This is a genomic window from Ferruginibacter profundus, assembly GCF_054783275.1.
Genome location: NZ_BAAGQW010000001.1, coordinates 96,029 through 111,068, shown reverse-complemented (window position 1 = coordinate 111,068; position 15,040 = coordinate 96,029). Strand labels below are relative to the sequence as shown.

The following is a 15,040-nucleotide window of genomic DNA, read 5'->3' as shown; positions in this document are numbered from 1 at the left end:
TACATTTTCAGAATTATGGCAACATTTACCCTTCCGCATTTTGGCCCCATTGATCCCACTCAACTGGACGAATATTACGATGTAACCATTCCATTCAACAATACTACCATTGATGTGGACCTGAATTTTGAAAGTAAAACCATTGCTGTTGAAAAATTAGCCACAGTAAAACATTTTATTGATAATATCAGGATCTACGATATCAACAACAAAGGCTATATCGCCAACGATTATAAAGATGAGGATGGTGATACCGTGCAATTTTATTTGCAACATCACCTGGAAGAATTGGGTACTGCAGAACTGGCGGCTTTGTTACCGGCAGGCAGCAAATCAACCGACCATGAAAAATTATTACTGCAAAAATTACACCTGGTAAGAGTAGGCATCTATCCTGGCAATGAAGACCAGTTTGCCGTTTTTGATTATTCTATCGGCAGAGATATCACCAATTACCTGGTAGTTGTTTTTACAGACGAAAACGGCAACCTCGATTATATGACAGTGGAGAGTTAAGCTGAAATACAATGGCATTACTATCTATACAATCCCGGCAGATCAGTATCAGTAAATACCTTATCTATTTTATACTGATGGGTGTTCTTTTAAAACCAATGGGCACTAAGCTGTGGTATGCAATTACCTATACCAAAACAAAAGGTGCAGTAAAATATTTTACATTTAACAAGCCTTACAGAAATACCTATTATTATCCTGTAGTTGCTTTTGTGGTTAACCAGGATACGCTTACCTGCACAGGCAGTTCCTTACAGCACGATGCCATCAATGTGCATGATTCTGTTAGCGTAATTTATGGTCCGGGTGATTCGCCCAAAGCCTATGTATATACTTTTCTTGGCTTTTGGGCGCCACCGTTAACTTATATCGCTCCCGCTGCGTTAGTACTTACATTAATTTTTTTGGGCGTAACTACTATTCCGCAAAATTTTGTTATCAAATTATAACCGGTTATGATCAGATACATTGGCAATGCCTGTTTATTCTTTACATTATTGGGTTGTAATCAAACAAATAAATACCCGGCAATAGCTGTTAAAGATTCGCTTCCTGTTGCAGATACGTTGCATGCGGCACCCACCCGGCCTGTTGAATATGCTGACGGCAAAAGCCCAGATTGGGCCAACGAACTGATCATGGAATATGAGAGAAAGAACAACCTGGTACTGGTAAACGCCGGTAATAAAGACACGGCTTTTATACCATGGATACTTGACAGCAGGCTGGCTACTGACAGCGCACAATTCCTTATCTTTCAAATTGGCCATACTAACTCTGAAAATTTTTATGCTATAGACAGGTGGTTATACATTGACAGCGTTTCTAAAAATATGTACGATTACGACCTGCCGAATGAACAATTAATTAAATGGTCAGCCAAAAAAAACAATTAAAAAAATGATAACTACTGACAACATTGCAGTACCGCCATTACATTTTTCTACCGAAGGCGAAATAATCATTACCCCGTCTGCGACTTCTTCTAAAAATGATTTTGATTTTTTTGAAGGCAAATGGAAACTGCATAACAAAAAACTGAAAGCAAGATTATGCCATTGCACAGAGTGGATAGAATTTGAATCGACGCAGGAAATGTACCGTGTATTAAATGGCATTGGTAATATAGATAATTTTTTAGCCAGTTTTGATGGTGTGCCTTTTGAAGGCATGACGGTGCGGCTGTTCAATCCCCTAACAAAACTCTGGAGCATTTACTGGGCCGATTCCAATACCGGGGTTTTAGACCCACCGGTGCTGGGTTCTTTTGAAAATAAGGTGGGCCATTTTTTTACCAGGGATATTTTTAACGGTAAAAATGTGATCATGGTTTTTCGCTGGGATGCCCGTGATACCAACAACCCGGTATGGAGCCAGGCCATGAGCGATGATAATGGCGCCACATGGGAATGGAACTGGTATATGTACATGAGCAGGATGTAATAACGCAGTTTATCTTTTGAATTTATTACTGCAGCCTTCGATACAGATCGGATCAAGCGGAGACAGATATAACGCTCTATCTGTAGTGTTTACACGATAATTCATTAAAGTATAACCGGAAGGCCTTGCGGAGGGCTGAAACTTAATGGTGGCACTATCTACAATTACAAAATGCGTAGCTTCCTTTAAAAAAGAAGCCGTACCACTAAAACTGCCGTCAGCTTTAAACTCAATGGTTTGATTGGCAGGCGTTACAGCATACCATTGTCCCGGTGCCCCGGTACTATAAAAATATTCAGTGTACGTCCACACGCCGGTAAGTGTATTTTCTATGGGTTGCTTATCTGTAACAGTAGTTTTGCTGCATGCCATAAATAATAATACCGGCAATAAAGCGATCATAAATTTCAGTTTCATAAACTTCATTTTTATCGCTGACAAGGCAAATTGGCACACCGTTGCACCGGTAAAAAAATCTTGTTGTTAACAGTACTATAAAACTGTATTGTTGTATAGCATTTACCTTCAAAAGCACCCGGAATATTCGACACACTACCCTTTCACATTTCTTTCACTAAACTTTCACAGTAACACGCTTTACGTGCATGCTTTTTGCAGGTCTGTACTGTATTAGTTTAACTCACTAAAAACAATTAGTTATGACAATTCAATCAATAAAAAGCGGTGTATGGGCTATTGTGGCAGGCATTTTTATGGCTGGTTGTGGCAGTACAGCCCATGTGGAAAAAGCAAGGAATGCCAACATGGGTGAATATAAAACCTACAGCTGGATAGCCCCGGAAAAAACCAAAGGCGCCAAACCCAACCGGCGCAACGATATTGCATTGCAAAATATACGCAGTGCAGTAAACGACGAGTTGCAGAAGAAAGGCTGGCAGGAAGTACAAAACAATCCCGATGTATTGGTAAGTTCTGAACTGCTGGTGGAAAAAAGCCAGAAGGAACAAAGCGACCCGGTATATTCCAACTCTTATGTTCGCTCTTATTACAACCCTCGCACGGGAAGGTATAATAATTTTTACTACCCCTCCAGGTTTATGGGTTACAACAGTTATGCCACTACTGTTAAGGAAGGTACCATCACCATTATGCTGATAGATACCAAAACAGATAAAACGGTGTGGCAGGGATGGTCAACTGACGAGCTGAATACAGCACAGATCACCGACAGGGAGATCAACAAAAATGTAAGATCAATTTTTAAGAAATTTGATGTTGACAAATAAAGAGCATAATGCAATAAAAAGCCCGCTACAACAGCGGGCTTTTTATTGCCCGGCTTTTATTATTACAGCAGTTTCACCATTCATCTCCGCAAGTTCCGGGTGTTGTTATTGCGCAATGCTTACGATATTTGTTGTACCAGATACAATTATTGTAAAAAGATGACCATCGAAAATTGCACACTGCCGGATATGCCTGAAATATTTCGCCTGTACAGCATTGCCGCTGCCTATCAAAAAACAAAACAAACAGTGGTGGTATGGCCGCAATTTGAACAGCAACTTGTGGAGACTGAAATTGCAGAAAACCGTCAATGGAAATTATTGATTGATGATGTGATTGCCTGCGTTTGGGCCACCACTTTCAGCGATGCTGAAATATGGGAAGCACGAAACGCTGATGCAGCGGTGTATATCCATCGTATTGCCACTAACCCGGATTACAGGGGCAGGAATTTTGTTGCCCTGATTGTGGCCTGGGCTAAACGGTATGCACAACTAAATGGTAAAGATTTTGTACGCCTGGATACACTGGGTAATAACACCCGTTTAATAGAACATTACACTAATGCCGGTTTTAATTTCCTGGGTATGTTTGATCTGAAGGATACCAGCAGCCTGCCTGCCCACTATCATAATACCCCGGCTTGTTTATTTGAAATAAAATTATGATGCATTTTTTTATCATTCGCAGTTGCAGCACGCTGCCCGGATAGTAATACCACTAAGTAAAACTCCGTAAAAAACGAGTAGTTTTCTGATACTTGTTTGTTATAATTTTATGTTACTAATAAGGTGGTATAAAACGCCTGAAAATGATCCTGCAATATCCGTATGTTTTGAGTTCATAAAACTGAAAAGCCAATGAAAACATTTTTACACTTCATTATTATTTTCTCTTTTATCAACAATCTCAATGCCCAGATTACCACCCCGGTAATTAAAGCAAATTTTGGCGTTGACGGCGATTTAAAAGCAAACTATTTCAACAGCACCACAGCTCCCGGTAATGACGACTGGTTTAAATTCAACAAATTTGGTACCGGTGAGTTTATGATCGATACAACCGGGGCTGCAGGTATTGTGGCTAACTACATCAGTAACCCTGCCAGCAGGATGGCTTCTTTTTCCAGGCTGATGAAACCGGCATTTTACAGTACGGTACAAAACAAACTTGTAATTGATGCTGTTTTTCATCGTGATTTTCATGGTGATGATTCTACTGTATTTGCATCGGGCAGCAATAAAAATGGTATGAGCCCTGCCATCTGGACCTGCCCCGTTGCTCAAGGTATTCCTGATAAAAACGATATACTCGATGCTTTTACACATATCAGGAGAGACGGCCCGAATGTTACTGATTCCCTGTGGATGTTTGGCGGTATATCAATAGAAAACACCAATGGCAACAGGTATTTTGATTTTGAACTGTACCAGACCAATATTTCTTACAATCGTACTACAAGGACCTTCCAGGGCTATGGCCCCGATGCAGGCCATACCGCATGGCAGTTTGATGCTGCAGGCAATGTTTTAAAAGCCGGTGATATTATTTTCAGTGAAGAGTTCAGCAGCTCTGCCTTATCACTTGTGGAAGCAAGAATATGGATCAATAAAAATTCATTGTCTGTTACACCGGTTAATTTTAACTGGGGCGGAAGCTTTGACGGCGATGGCAACGCAGCAGTATATGGCTATGCCAGCATTGTACCTAAAACCACAGGTGATTTTTACACCGGTTTGCAGGCGCCCGATGTTACATGGGCAGGGCCTTTTTCGTTAGTACGCCAGGATAACAGCGTGGTAACTGATTATACTGCCGGGCAGTTCATGGAATTTTCTGTTAACCTTACCAAGTTGGGTATCGACCCCGGCAGTTACAGTAACAATCCCTGTGGCACACCTTTCAGAAGGGTACTTATAAAAACAAGGTCGTCTACTTCATTTACATCCGAATTAAAAGATTTTATCGCACCTTTTAGAATGTTTGATTATCCGGCAGTGGACGTACATACAGATTTTCAATATTACTGTAAGGTATTTCCGCTGGTACCCATTACTGTTATAAACCCCAACCCTACATCTATTTATACCTGGAACACGCCTAACGGACATATTGTGGGTACCAATATTGGCACTACTATAATGGTAGATGCTCCCGGCACTTATTATGTTACACAGCAATTAAATGCCCTGTGCGATTATTACTCACGGGATTCTGTCACTATATTTTTTGATAGTGTATGCCATGTATTGAATATAAACCTCATCGACTTTACGGCATCCAAAACAAATGATAATGCCCTGTTGCAATGGCAGGCAACCAATAATGAAGAAGCCAGTAACTACGATATTGAATATAGCGCAGACGGAAATATTTTTTCTTCGCTTGGTATAATAACTGCCCGTGCAGAAAAAGGAACTGCAGCATATAGTTTTAATTACCCGTTGTGTAAATTACATACGGCACTAAATTATTTCAGGATAAAAGTTACCGGTAAAGATGGCAGGGTGAAATACAGTACTATTGTAGCTTTAAGAAACAGCATTAGTACCGGTGCCACTGCAACAATTTTTCCTAATCCAACCCGTGGCGATTTATGGCTTTCTGTAACCGGCGTTACGGATGAAAATGCTGCGGTATCTATATGGAATGCAACGGGCAAACTCATCAGCAACACCACCATTCACGTAGCAGCGGGAGACAATTTACTGAAACTACCTGGTTTATCCCTGTACCCTGCCGGTGTGTACCTGGTAAAAATAAAAATGCAAAATGAAAGCATAACGCAAAAAGTAATAAAAATCAATTGATGGTTTTCAGCTGGTTGCAACAGGCATCTAAAAACATCGGTTACTTTTTAAAATTATGTTTTAACTTTAAAAGCATGAAGAAACTTATCCTGCTGATTGTTATTGTATGCAGCACATTTACCGTAACTGCACAAGCTCCCAAAACAGAATTGTATGACCTTGTAAAGAAATTACTGAGCGACAGCACGGGGTATGAAAATGTTGGAGACTGGGCAGTTGGTGCGCCCAAGAAATTTCCTGTTAAATGGAAAGCTGACAGGCTGGAAATGAGTGAGGATACCAGTATCAATTTTTTCAGGATGGGTACGGTAGATATTACGCTTAAAGGCAGGTCATTTATACAGGATAAGCTACCCGTAAAATGGAATATCATGTTAAAAGGGCCACGATCGGGCTATACTTCTTTCAGCATTGTAAGTGCGCCGCTTTGCAGCGATATGCAACCAAAATATACATTGGACAGTGTATTTGGCAAAAAACCATTTAAAGCCACCTTGCTTAAAAGCTGCGATACCAAAACGATCTCCGGTTATTATTATTACGAATTGAAATTGCCTAAAAAAGATATTGCTTATGTAAAACTGAGCTGGGTATCTGTTAACGGTAATACTGCTGTAAGAATGGATTGTTATGATGCATTTAGTAAATATGCAGCAAAACTTGATTGTGCCAGGTAGATTATAATATCCTGGTAATTTAAAAAATGTATTCTACATACCGGTTGATAAAAAATCAATGCTGTTTTTTTGTTTCCGCTTTCTCGTCTCCTGTATTAGTTTTGGGTTCGGGCAATTTTCCCCGCTTATAAATTATTAATCCGTTTAAAAAATTACGGAGTATCTGGTCGCCTGCTTCTTCGTAACCGGGATGATCGGCATTCCTGAACAGGTCTCCCAAAGCACCTTTGGATATTTTAAAATCCACCAATGCCAGAATTTCTACAATATCGTCATTTCGTAATGATAATGCTACCCTTAATTTTTTTAGTATATCGTTATTGCTTAGCATAGTGTTTGTTTATGTTCAGCAGTAAAAGTAATACAAATAAACCCATCCTGCATTCTTCAGGATAGTTCAGCCGCGGATTATAGTACATTTATAGGCAAATATTGCTGTTGCCTGTTTTACTTTAATAATTACTATATGAGAATTGTGCTGTTATTTATTTTTTTATTTTCTTTTGTTATTACCAAAGCACAGAAAGACACGCTGCTGTTTGCAGATAATTTTTCTGCTGCATTAAACGCTACCTGTTGGCTGGTGGAAAAACAGGATGCAGACAGCGAACTGGTAGCTGCAAAAAATGGGAAACTTTTAATTGATACCTACGGAGGCGCTACCATCTGGTACAAGAAAGAACTGAAAGGGAATATCAAAATAACTTACACCAGAAAAGTAATTGTAGATGGCGGAAAGAATGACCGTTTAAGTGACCTTAATCAATTCTGGATGGCAACAGACCCTGCAGGTAAAATGTTCAGCCGCAAAGGTGGCTTTGCCGAATATGATTCCCTGAACATGTATTATGCAGGTATGGGCGGCAATTACAACAAGACCACCCGTTTTAGAAAATACAATAATGGTGATAAAAGAATTATTGCAGAATATAGCGATAGTGTGCACCTGCTGCAACCCAATAAAGAATATTTTATTGAGATAACTGTAAGCAATGGCCTGGTAAAATTTGCTGTTGATGGCAGAGTTTACTTTACGTGGAAAGATGAGCAGCCATTTACACATGGCTATTTCGGTATCCGGTCTACCAGGAGCCGCCAGGAAATAGATGACCTGAAGATCTACCAGCTGAAATAAGCCATTCCCTGATTTTTTTGTACCATGATTGCCTTCCGGGCATAAAATGGCACTTTTTTAATGCTGTTCAATATTGAGTTATCAACATCTTTTAACAAACCAAAGCTTTATTGTATTTGTAAGTAGCTGATTACAGCCTCAGTCAACAGGCCACTCAGATTCATTAGTAAATTTACTGTTAAACAGGTAAAATTACTATTGTCATCCGGACTTTCTACTATACTTTCGCCCTGCTTAATCCCACAAATACCTTTTAACATGAGAAAAAATTTACTTTTTGCAGGTCTTTTTATGCTGTTTTTACTTTGTCACACTATGGTGTTTTCACAGGCAGCAATAACATCCACCAACGGTTATACGGTTCACATTACCGTTCAACCGGTATCTATTGTTCCTTCCTCCACCAATTGCACTTTTGGCTACAATTACAATGTAAACCTGCATTACGTGGTTACTTTTACCGGCTCCAACATTCCTGCCTCTTTATTTACATTGCAGGGCACATTGGGCTGTGGTGCCGGCAGTCATTTTTACGATCTGCCCAATAGTGGCGGAACAGGCAATGTAACCAGTGTATCAAATGTATGGAACCCCAATGCTGATTGTGCCACTGCAACACCTGCTTCGCTGTTGTGCAATACTGCTTCTGTACAAATTGAAGGCGCCGGCATTCCGGCACAAACAGTAACTTTTGCTATTCCCTCCGGAGGGCCGCTGGCTATCAGTTTAACTGATTTTAATGCAGAGGCAGTAAAAGAAAAAGTAAAACTAAACTGGTCTACCGTTTCGGAGATCAACAATAATTATTTTTCTGTAGAAAGATCAACGGATGGTTCATCATGGACGGTGTTACAAACAATAAAAGGTGCCGGTAATTCTTCTTCCTTACTTAATTATACCTGGATGGATGAAAAACCCGTTGTGGGCAATTTGTACTACCGTTTAAAACAAACTGACCTTGATGGCAAATTTACCTATAGCACCACAAGACTGGTAAAATATACCACGGGAGATAACATCTACGCCTACCCTGTTCCCAATACAGGCAATACCGTAAATTTTAAAGGCATGCTGCAACCAAAAGATATGCAGCTTGCACTGCTGGATGCCGCCGGCGCAACGGTATACCGCACAACCCTTACAACAAATCTGGCAGAGCTGCCACTGATCAAACCGGGTGTATACACCCTTTCGCTCTATAACAAACAGAGTGGAACAACTACCAACCTGCGTTACGTAAAATTATAGTGTACTGGTAAAGTATAACAAAGCCGCCTGCAATGCAGGCGGCTTTGTTATGTCCATTGAATGATTTAATTTATTCGATATAAAATTTCAGCTAAGCAGGAATGCTTTCAAAAAAATCCGGAATTTAATATTACCGAATCACATCATAACATCTTTTTCAGTCCTTCCCATTTCACTTTCCATTTGCCGTCTTTTGGTATACCGGGGTTTGAAATAGTACTGCCATCATAACCGGCGCACATCATGGCGATGGCGGTAAGCAAGCCGCCATTACCGGGAAGATAGATGGTTAACCTGCCATCCTGGTAGTTATGCCCGTTGTTTAAATAGGTATTAGTGGTGATGTTCATCAGTAATGCATCAATGGCTTTATCGGGTAGGCCAAGCCGTGTTGCAGTCATGGCGGTCATTGGAAAATCCCAGCCCCAGGTTTTATCCCAGCTCCAGTTATTCCATATCCAGTTAAATGTATTCAGCATTATCTTTTTATCTACCATTGGTGTTTCGGGTGCCATGCCCAATGCGCCCAGTACCGATGGATGATCGGTCTTAAATTCAGGATTGGTATAGGAATCTGTTGCACTTTCAGTAAATAAATATTTATCGCCTTGTAGGGGCAATGGTGATAAATTATTGATCACATCATCCCATTTTTTATTTCTTTGTAAATGCAGGCGCTCTCTCCATTGTTGTGCAGTACTTAATGCCCAGTGCCAATAGGCCAATTCATAGGTGGGGTTATAGGTTTGCTCCGCTTTAAATCGTTCCTGCGCTGCAATTACGCCCTTGCCTAAAACATATTTATGGGTAGCAGAATCATAGCGTGCAAATGAAGCCATAAAATCGGCTGTGGCAAAAACCAGGTCTTTGTATTTGTTTAATGTTTGCAGGTTTGTTTTCTGGCGATACACCAATTCGGTAAAATAAATATAATGCGGTTGTTGCCATATCAAAAATGCGCCAATGGATGAAGGGACTTCTCTGCCATCATTGTCTGTCATTTTCTGCCAGCGTACACCATCATAACCCTGGCGTTGTGCAATGGCTTTTGCAACAGGCGCCACTTTATCATACCAGGCAAGCGTTTTCTCTAACAGATCAACTCTGCCCCATAAAGCAAAATGTACCGCATGCCACCAATGCATTTCAATATGCGGTTTGCCGTACCAGCTGTTATAAGTTAAACCGGTTTCCTGCGGAGGATTACTGCCTGCGCATTGTATCTTGGTAAGGTATTGAGAAAGTACAATTCTTCTTTCCAGTTCTTTTGCTCTTGCATCAATGCTGCCGCTAAAATCAACTGCAGCTCCGCGTTGCCAGAATTGTTGCCATTGTAACCTGCTGTTGTTTTGTATTTGCGGAAAGGAATATTCATTTAACCTGGTATCATCCTTTATCGAAAATTTACAGGTAAATTCAAAACTATTACCGCCGTGATCTGTTGGGGCCAATAAAAAATAATGCTTTTGCTTTTCGGTGATATATGCCGTGCTTTTCCAATTTAAACTGATTCTATATGCCATAGTATCTAATCGATGCTTTATTAAGGCAGAACCAAAAGAGGGTTGTATAAGCGTGGACTCATGTTTATCTTCATTCGTAAAATTATTCCCCATATCTGCCCAACCACCTGTAGGATAAGGCAATCTTATTCTTATTTTTATTTTTCCTTGTCTCAGTAATGCTGAATTTATTTTTACACCAATGGCATCATCCTGCTGATGGCAATAAGTAATCACTTCAACCGGCACATCTTCTACAGTAAACCTGGAATGAATTTCACCCGTCCACATGTTTAAAGCCTGGTTGATATGCTTTACATCTTCAATTTTAAAAATGCTGCCATCTTTTTTTGTGATCTCCAAACCTATATTGGCTAATTGCAAGCGATGTAAATTCTGCCTGAAATAATCAGACACATTTTTATTTTGTTCAGGACTGTTCCATTGCACCATGTATTGCACATCACGTCCGTTAAGATGGTAGGTTTTTAGTGCTCCTTCTTCTTTGTATCCTTTTATATTGGGAAAACTATGCCAGCCCCATTCGCTTTGCGTACCCAGCGGAACGCCTTTTACATACGCATCGGGAAAAGATTGCAAACCTGTGGCATCAACTGTAAATGCAAATTTACCATTGCCTACTGACAGGGATGATAAGGTATCCATTGTTTTGTTTACAATGGTGTGTCTTTCAACAAGCGCTTTTCTGTTGATGGATTGTGCATTTGTTTGCATGGTGCAAAACATAAGTGCAATACAGAAGTTTATTATTATTTTTTTCATTCTACTTTCTTTATAATTTCAATCTTAAAATCTTCTTTTAAACTTTTTAGCTCCACAGCTGTACCAAAAACATTCGGGCTGGGTACCTGCGCTGGCGCTGGTGAAAAAGAAAAGATTTACTTTATCAAATTTGTTACAGATTTATCTTTTGCAATCCACAATCTACAATCGTCATTATCTCATCAGTGTCACACTCATCAACCCTACCACCACTTCATTAGCAAGAGTTACCAATTGCATGCTCTTTAGTGCTTTGTCTTTTTGCAGGTACATTTCTACTACAGTTGCAGCACCGCCATCAATAGCACGGTTGGTCAATCCTTTGATTGCAGTATATTTTGAAAATGTCCTGGTAAATTCTCCTGTTTTTAAAATAAGGCGGTAAGGTTTGGCAGCCCCGGTAGTAAATGCAAAACCATCGTCATAATAATCCTGTTCTATCGGCCACCAGTTAGAAGGATTTACCAATGGCAATTCATCTGTTGTACCGTCTGCATAGGTAACAATAATTTTTGCATTGGTGAACCGGCTTTGCTGGTGATTGGTACTTCCTGCCATTAACAGGTACGCCATTTCTGCTTTTCCGCTTAATGGTATGGTTGCAGATTTGGGATAATTATCCCATTGTGAGGTATAGATAATATTCCTGGCCTCCATTGAAGATGGCGTGGCAAAAGGAACATTCGCCAGTTGAAGCATATTGGCAGTACCGGCTTTAGCCCTGGTACCGCTGTCATTAATATTGGCATCTGCCAAAGGGTAACACCAGTTACCAATACCCTGCCATGGCATTTGTAAGGTGGGCGACTGCGGACGGGGAGATAAATATTTATTCTTAAATATCTGTGTTACTTTATCATTGAAATAAGGTTGCAAACTAACGGTATCGTATACACCCGAACAATCAGGAGAACAATGAAGGCTGCGGCCCCTGATAGCAGCAATAACTTCATAATGCAGCGGTTCAATCCAGGTTACATCGCCCTGGTGCAATTGCACAAAAGCCGTATGATGATCCAGGTCATCACTATACCCGTTGATTTCAACATAAATGCTCTTTTTTTCAGCACGTGATACTTTAAAGATATGTTGAGAATCGTCAATTGCCAGCACCGTTGCTTTTGGAAAATCAATAGTACCTTTTCCGTAAGGCGGACAATTCATAAAAATTAAATTATCAAAATCATTGCCCGCCCATTTAATTTTAATCACCGCCTGTTTTAGTTTACCCGCTTCCACTGCAATCTCCGGATGGCCAACAGCATTTTGTATCCAATTCCATTTTGCAGGCTTACCATTTACTGTTACTGCAACTATTTTATCTTTTAACGCTTTCAACTGCAACGTAATATCTAATAACTTGTTGTAAGACTGATTAATGCTATAAGCAGAAATATTTTTATCCTGTTTAAAATCAAAGCTAATATCAGGCACTGTAAGCTTTGCAAACTGCCATGCTGCCGGAAAGCCAGGTCTGATGATCAATTTATCATGTAAGGCATCGGGTGTAATACCAAACAATCCTTCTGTTAAACTTCTTGCGGTCATACCAATTCCATCTGCAAAATCCCGGTACAATTCGCCGCGTATGGCATCATAAAAAGAGAGTTGCTGAAAGCCACCGGGACTTGCACTGGCATACATACTTTCTGCCAATGTACTTTTAAATAATTTGTAAGCATTGTCATTTTCACCACTCTGCCAGTAAGCCAATGCTGTATGTAAGTTTTCTCCTAATCCTACGTTGTTAATGCTCCAGGTGTAAGGCTGCCAGTTAGTAGTAGACAGTAAATAACACCCTTCATCTTTCAAGCCATTTATTTTTACCGGAATATGCGGAATATAAGTATCTACATACCGTAACATCTGGTATTGTTGTTTTGCATCAGCCACATTTTCATCAATGGCGTGATACACTGTCCACAATGCAGCAGAAGGATGCACCAGTTGCAACCCCATCAGGTCTTTATTTTCTGCAAACCAGCCTTTATCTTTCAGCCATAAATTTTTATTCATGGCAGTAAAAATTTTATTCGCCTCTGTTTCGTATGCACTACCATCTTCGCCCATTAATTTAGCCAGCATAGCGGCAGTTTTATTGGCACGATAGTTATACGCAGAGGAATGTGTAACACCGCCGCCGCTATACTGCAATGCGTCGCTTGCCCATATTGCCGCATACGCATCGTACAAGCCATCGCCATCGGCATCAAAATTTCTTTTCTCCCATTCCAGGTGCAATTTGATAACAGGCCACATTTTTTTCACATACTCAATATCGCCGGTATAATTAAAGTGATTGAGTAATTCATCAATGTACACCAGGTTCATATCATAATGGTGCGGACGAATATCGCCACCGGGATTGCGGCTGATATATCCATTGCTGAACATGGCATTACCCATTTTTTCCTGTTGCCTGGCTATGTGCAAAGCCGTATCAAACACAGCCGGGCCCGGTGGAATTTTTGAAACCTGCGATAAGGCATAACTGCTGAAATGTGTTCTTGCCCTGTCGTGCCAGCCTAACGGATCGGCAACATATGGTCCACGCCATGCAGGCAAACGCATACGCCAGGCAACAGCACCGTGCATATAAGAAGGTTCTTCCCAAATGGCATCAGCAGCAATTGCCAATGCACTACCCAAAGGATTGATGTATGCATCAGGCGTTTGCAATACCACCCTAGCGGCTATTTTCTTTCTTGCCGCTTCTGCTTTTGTAAATACCATTGCAGCATCATTGTAGTTAACTGATGCAGGTGCTTTTTGTACGATAAAATAATGCACCGCATTTTTATTCAGCCTTACCTGTGCAGTAACAACGGGCAATTTTAGATTGGCAGGTGATGCCAGCAATTCATCGGGCGTATTTTGTTTTTCTGCATCTGCAATTTGTATAATGGCGCTATCAGGAAAAATACCTATTAACTGCTTTGGTTTTTCCTTTGCAGTTGTATCTGCTGTTTTATTATTGTATTGAATTTCGTAGCGTTCCTCTTCGCTTATTGGTTTTGATAAACCGTAAGAGAGTTGAAAAATATTTTTATATACTGTGTACCGGTTATCTTTACAATAAGCAGGTTGTAAATAAAAAGATGATTCCGGATCGGCTCCGATATCACCATCACGGCTAAACTTTTTCCCTGTTGCACCACCATACATAATGGTTAGCGATGTATTAACCGGGATATTTTCATTTTCTATTTTTATTATCATGCCTTCATCCTCTGCCAATGCCAGCACTGTAAGTTTGAGAATACCTTTGCCCAGCAGGCTGTCTTTTATTTCATACAACATGGAACCGGCACGATATATAGTTTTGATATTGCCGGCAGCAGTGATCCATTTACTTTTTCCGTTTACACTGATACCAATTTTACAATTGCCCCCCATACCCGGCATGTACAGTGCAAATTCAGGAAGATCACCTGCCTCTACCCTGAATGCAGTGTTGGTGCCGTACAATGCACGGTTGAATTTTCTTGTGCCTTTATACAAAATAAAATCGTTGCCTTGCGGCTGGTAATGCATGGTGCGTTCTATACCATGCCAGAGCTCCGTATTATTTTGTGCAGAAGTTTTATAACTAATAAAAAGTAAAAAGATGAAAACAATCTTATTACTGAAGCCCGGTAGCATTCCAACCGTACGTTCTATAAAAATATTTTTTATCAT

The 15,040-nt window shown here is 40.3% G+C and carries 14 protein-coding genes; 10 read left to right on the top strand and 4 right to left on the bottom strand.

Annotation, left to right across the window (positions count from 1 at the left end; translation table 11 throughout):
* Positions 1–15: 15 nt before the first annotated feature.
* The 4 genes from ACYVM0_RS00450 to ACYVM0_RS00435 are packed head-to-tail and all read left to right on the top strand — an operon-like array spanning position 16 to position 1,959.
* Positions 16–516 carry a DUF2004 domain-containing protein gene (locus tag ACYVM0_RS00450; RefSeq protein WP_460550800.1) on the top strand — a complete coding sequence of 167 codons (501 nt, stop codon included), beginning with the start codon at positions 16–18 and terminating at the stop codon, positions 514–516.
* Positions 517–527: 11 nt separating this feature from the next.
* A complete protein-coding gene (locus ACYVM0_RS00445) occupies positions 528–965 on the top strand; it encodes a hypothetical protein (protein WP_460550798.1) in 438 nt (145 codons plus the stop codon).
* 6 nt (positions 966–971) lie between these two features.
* Positions 972–1,412: a hypothetical protein gene (locus ACYVM0_RS00440; protein WP_460550795.1), complete on the top strand. Its 441-nt coding sequence runs from the start codon at positions 972–974 to the stop codon at positions 1,410–1,412.
* A gap of 4 nt (positions 1,413–1,416) precedes the next feature.
* On the top strand, positions 1,417–1,959 hold the full coding sequence (locus ACYVM0_RS00435) for a hypothetical protein (RefSeq protein ID WP_460550792.1): 543 nt from the start codon (positions 1,417–1,419) through the stop codon (positions 1,957–1,959).
* Positions 1,960–1,968: 9 nt separating this feature from the next.
* Here the strand turns inward: ACYVM0_RS00435 and ACYVM0_RS00430 are convergent, their stop codons facing one another.
* Positions 1,969–2,376 carry a hypothetical protein gene (locus ACYVM0_RS00430; RefSeq protein ID WP_460550789.1) on the bottom strand — a complete coding sequence of 136 codons (408 nt, stop codon included), beginning with the start codon at positions 2,374–2,376 and terminating at the stop codon, positions 1,969–1,971.
* Positions 2,377–2,618: 242 nt separating this feature from the next.
* Between ACYVM0_RS00430 and ACYVM0_RS00425 the strand changes: the two genes are divergently transcribed.
* The 4 genes from ACYVM0_RS00425 (at position 2,619) to ACYVM0_RS00410 (ending at position 6,694) form a co-directional block, all read left to right on the top strand.
* Positions 2,619–3,206, top strand: a complete 588-nt coding sequence (locus tag ACYVM0_RS00425; protein ID WP_460550787.1) for a DUF4136 domain-containing protein — start codon at positions 2,619–2,621, stop codon at positions 3,204–3,206.
* A gap of 159 nt (positions 3,207–3,365) precedes the next feature.
* The gene (locus ACYVM0_RS00420) at positions 3,366–3,875 is read left to right on the top strand and encodes a GNAT family N-acetyltransferase (RefSeq protein ID WP_460550784.1); all 510 of its coding nucleotides are present in this window, start codon (positions 3,366–3,368) and stop codon (positions 3,873–3,875) included.
* Between the two features lie 192 nt (positions 3,876–4,067).
* Entirely contained in the window at positions 4,068–6,017 is a 1,950-nt protein-coding gene (locus tag ACYVM0_RS00415; RefSeq protein WP_460550781.1) for a T9SS type A sorting domain-containing protein, read from the top strand.
* A gap of 74 nt (positions 6,018–6,091) precedes the next feature.
* Positions 6,092–6,694 carry a hypothetical protein gene (locus ACYVM0_RS00410; RefSeq protein ID WP_460550778.1) on the top strand — a complete coding sequence of 201 codons (603 nt, stop codon included), beginning with the start codon at positions 6,092–6,094 and terminating at the stop codon, positions 6,692–6,694.
* A 55-nt stretch (positions 6,695–6,749) separates the two neighbouring features.
* On the opposite strand, the gene ACYVM0_RS00405 is transcribed toward ACYVM0_RS00410, so the two are convergent.
* Positions 6,750–7,025: a DUF1456 family protein gene (locus ACYVM0_RS00405; RefSeq protein WP_460550775.1), complete on the bottom strand. Its 276-nt coding sequence runs from the start codon at positions 7,023–7,025 to the stop codon at positions 6,750–6,752.
* A gap of 135 nt (positions 7,026–7,160) precedes the next feature.
* Here ACYVM0_RS00405 and ACYVM0_RS00400 point away from each other — a divergent pair, with 135 nt between their 5' ends.
* Positions 7,161–7,829, top strand: a complete 669-nt coding sequence (locus ACYVM0_RS00400; protein WP_460550772.1) for a DUF6250 domain-containing protein — start codon at positions 7,161–7,163, stop codon at positions 7,827–7,829.
* A gap of 258 nt (positions 7,830–8,087) precedes the next feature.
* The gene (locus ACYVM0_RS00395; protein WP_460550769.1) at positions 8,088–9,077 is read left to right on the top strand and encodes a hypothetical protein; all 990 of its coding nucleotides are present in this window, start codon (positions 8,088–8,090) and stop codon (positions 9,075–9,077) included.
* 143 nt (positions 9,078–9,220) lie between these two features.
* Here the strand turns inward: ACYVM0_RS00395 and ACYVM0_RS00390 are convergent, their stop codons facing one another.
* Together ACYVM0_RS00390 and ACYVM0_RS00385 are read right to left on the bottom strand one after the other, a co-directional pair.
* The gene (locus ACYVM0_RS00390) at positions 9,221–11,362 is read right to left on the bottom strand and encodes a hypothetical protein (RefSeq protein ID WP_460550766.1); all 2,142 of its coding nucleotides are present in this window, start codon (positions 11,360–11,362) and stop codon (positions 9,221–9,223) included.
* A 174-nt stretch (positions 11,363–11,536) separates the two neighbouring features.
* Positions 11,537–15,040, bottom strand: a complete 3,504-nt coding sequence (locus tag ACYVM0_RS00385) for a DUF4450 domain-containing protein (protein WP_460550763.1) — start codon at positions 15,038–15,040, stop codon at positions 11,537–11,539.

Excerpts from the sequence above, each read along its gene's own strand:
- ACYVM0_RS00450 (WP_460550800.1), top strand. The coding sequence starts at position 16 with ATGGCAACATTTACCCTTCCGCATTTTGGCCCCATTGATCCCACTCAA.
- ACYVM0_RS00445 (WP_460550798.1), top strand. The coding sequence starts at position 528 with ATGGCATTACTATCTATACAATCCCGGCAGATCAGTATCAGTAAATAC.
- ACYVM0_RS00440 (WP_460550795.1), top strand. The coding sequence starts at position 972 with ATGATCAGATACATTGGCAATGCCTGTTTATTCTTTACATTATTGGGT.
- ACYVM0_RS00435 (WP_460550792.1), top strand. The coding sequence starts at position 1,417 with ATGATAACTACTGACAACATTGCAGTACCGCCATTACATTTTTCTACC.
- ACYVM0_RS00430 (WP_460550789.1), bottom strand. The coding sequence starts at position 2,376 with ATGAAACTGAAATTTATGATCGCTTTATTGCCGGTATTATTATTTATG.
- ACYVM0_RS00425 (WP_460550787.1), top strand. The coding sequence starts at position 2,619 with ATGACAATTCAATCAATAAAAAGCGGTGTATGGGCTATTGTGGCAGGC.
- ACYVM0_RS00420 (WP_460550784.1), top strand. The coding sequence starts at position 3,366 with ATGACCATCGAAAATTGCACACTGCCGGATATGCCTGAAATATTTCGC.
- ACYVM0_RS00415 (WP_460550781.1), top strand. The coding sequence starts at position 4,068 with ATGAAAACATTTTTACACTTCATTATTATTTTCTCTTTTATCAACAAT.
- ACYVM0_RS00410 (WP_460550778.1), top strand. The coding sequence starts at position 6,092 with ATGAAGAAACTTATCCTGCTGATTGTTATTGTATGCAGCACATTTACC.
- ACYVM0_RS00405 (WP_460550775.1), bottom strand. The coding sequence starts at position 7,025 with ATGCTAAGCAATAACGATATACTAAAAAAATTAAGGGTAGCATTATCA.
- ACYVM0_RS00400 (WP_460550772.1), top strand. The coding sequence starts at position 7,161 with ATGAGAATTGTGCTGTTATTTATTTTTTTATTTTCTTTTGTTATTACC.
- ACYVM0_RS00395 (WP_460550769.1), top strand. The coding sequence starts at position 8,088 with ATGAGAAAAAATTTACTTTTTGCAGGTCTTTTTATGCTGTTTTTACTT.
- ACYVM0_RS00390 (WP_460550766.1), bottom strand. The coding sequence starts at position 11,362 with ATGAAAAAAATAATAATAAACTTCTGTATTGCACTTATGTTTTGCACC.
- ACYVM0_RS00385 (WP_460550763.1), bottom strand. The coding sequence starts at position 15,040 with ATGATAAAAAATATTTTTATAGAACGTACGGTTGGAATGCTACCGGGC.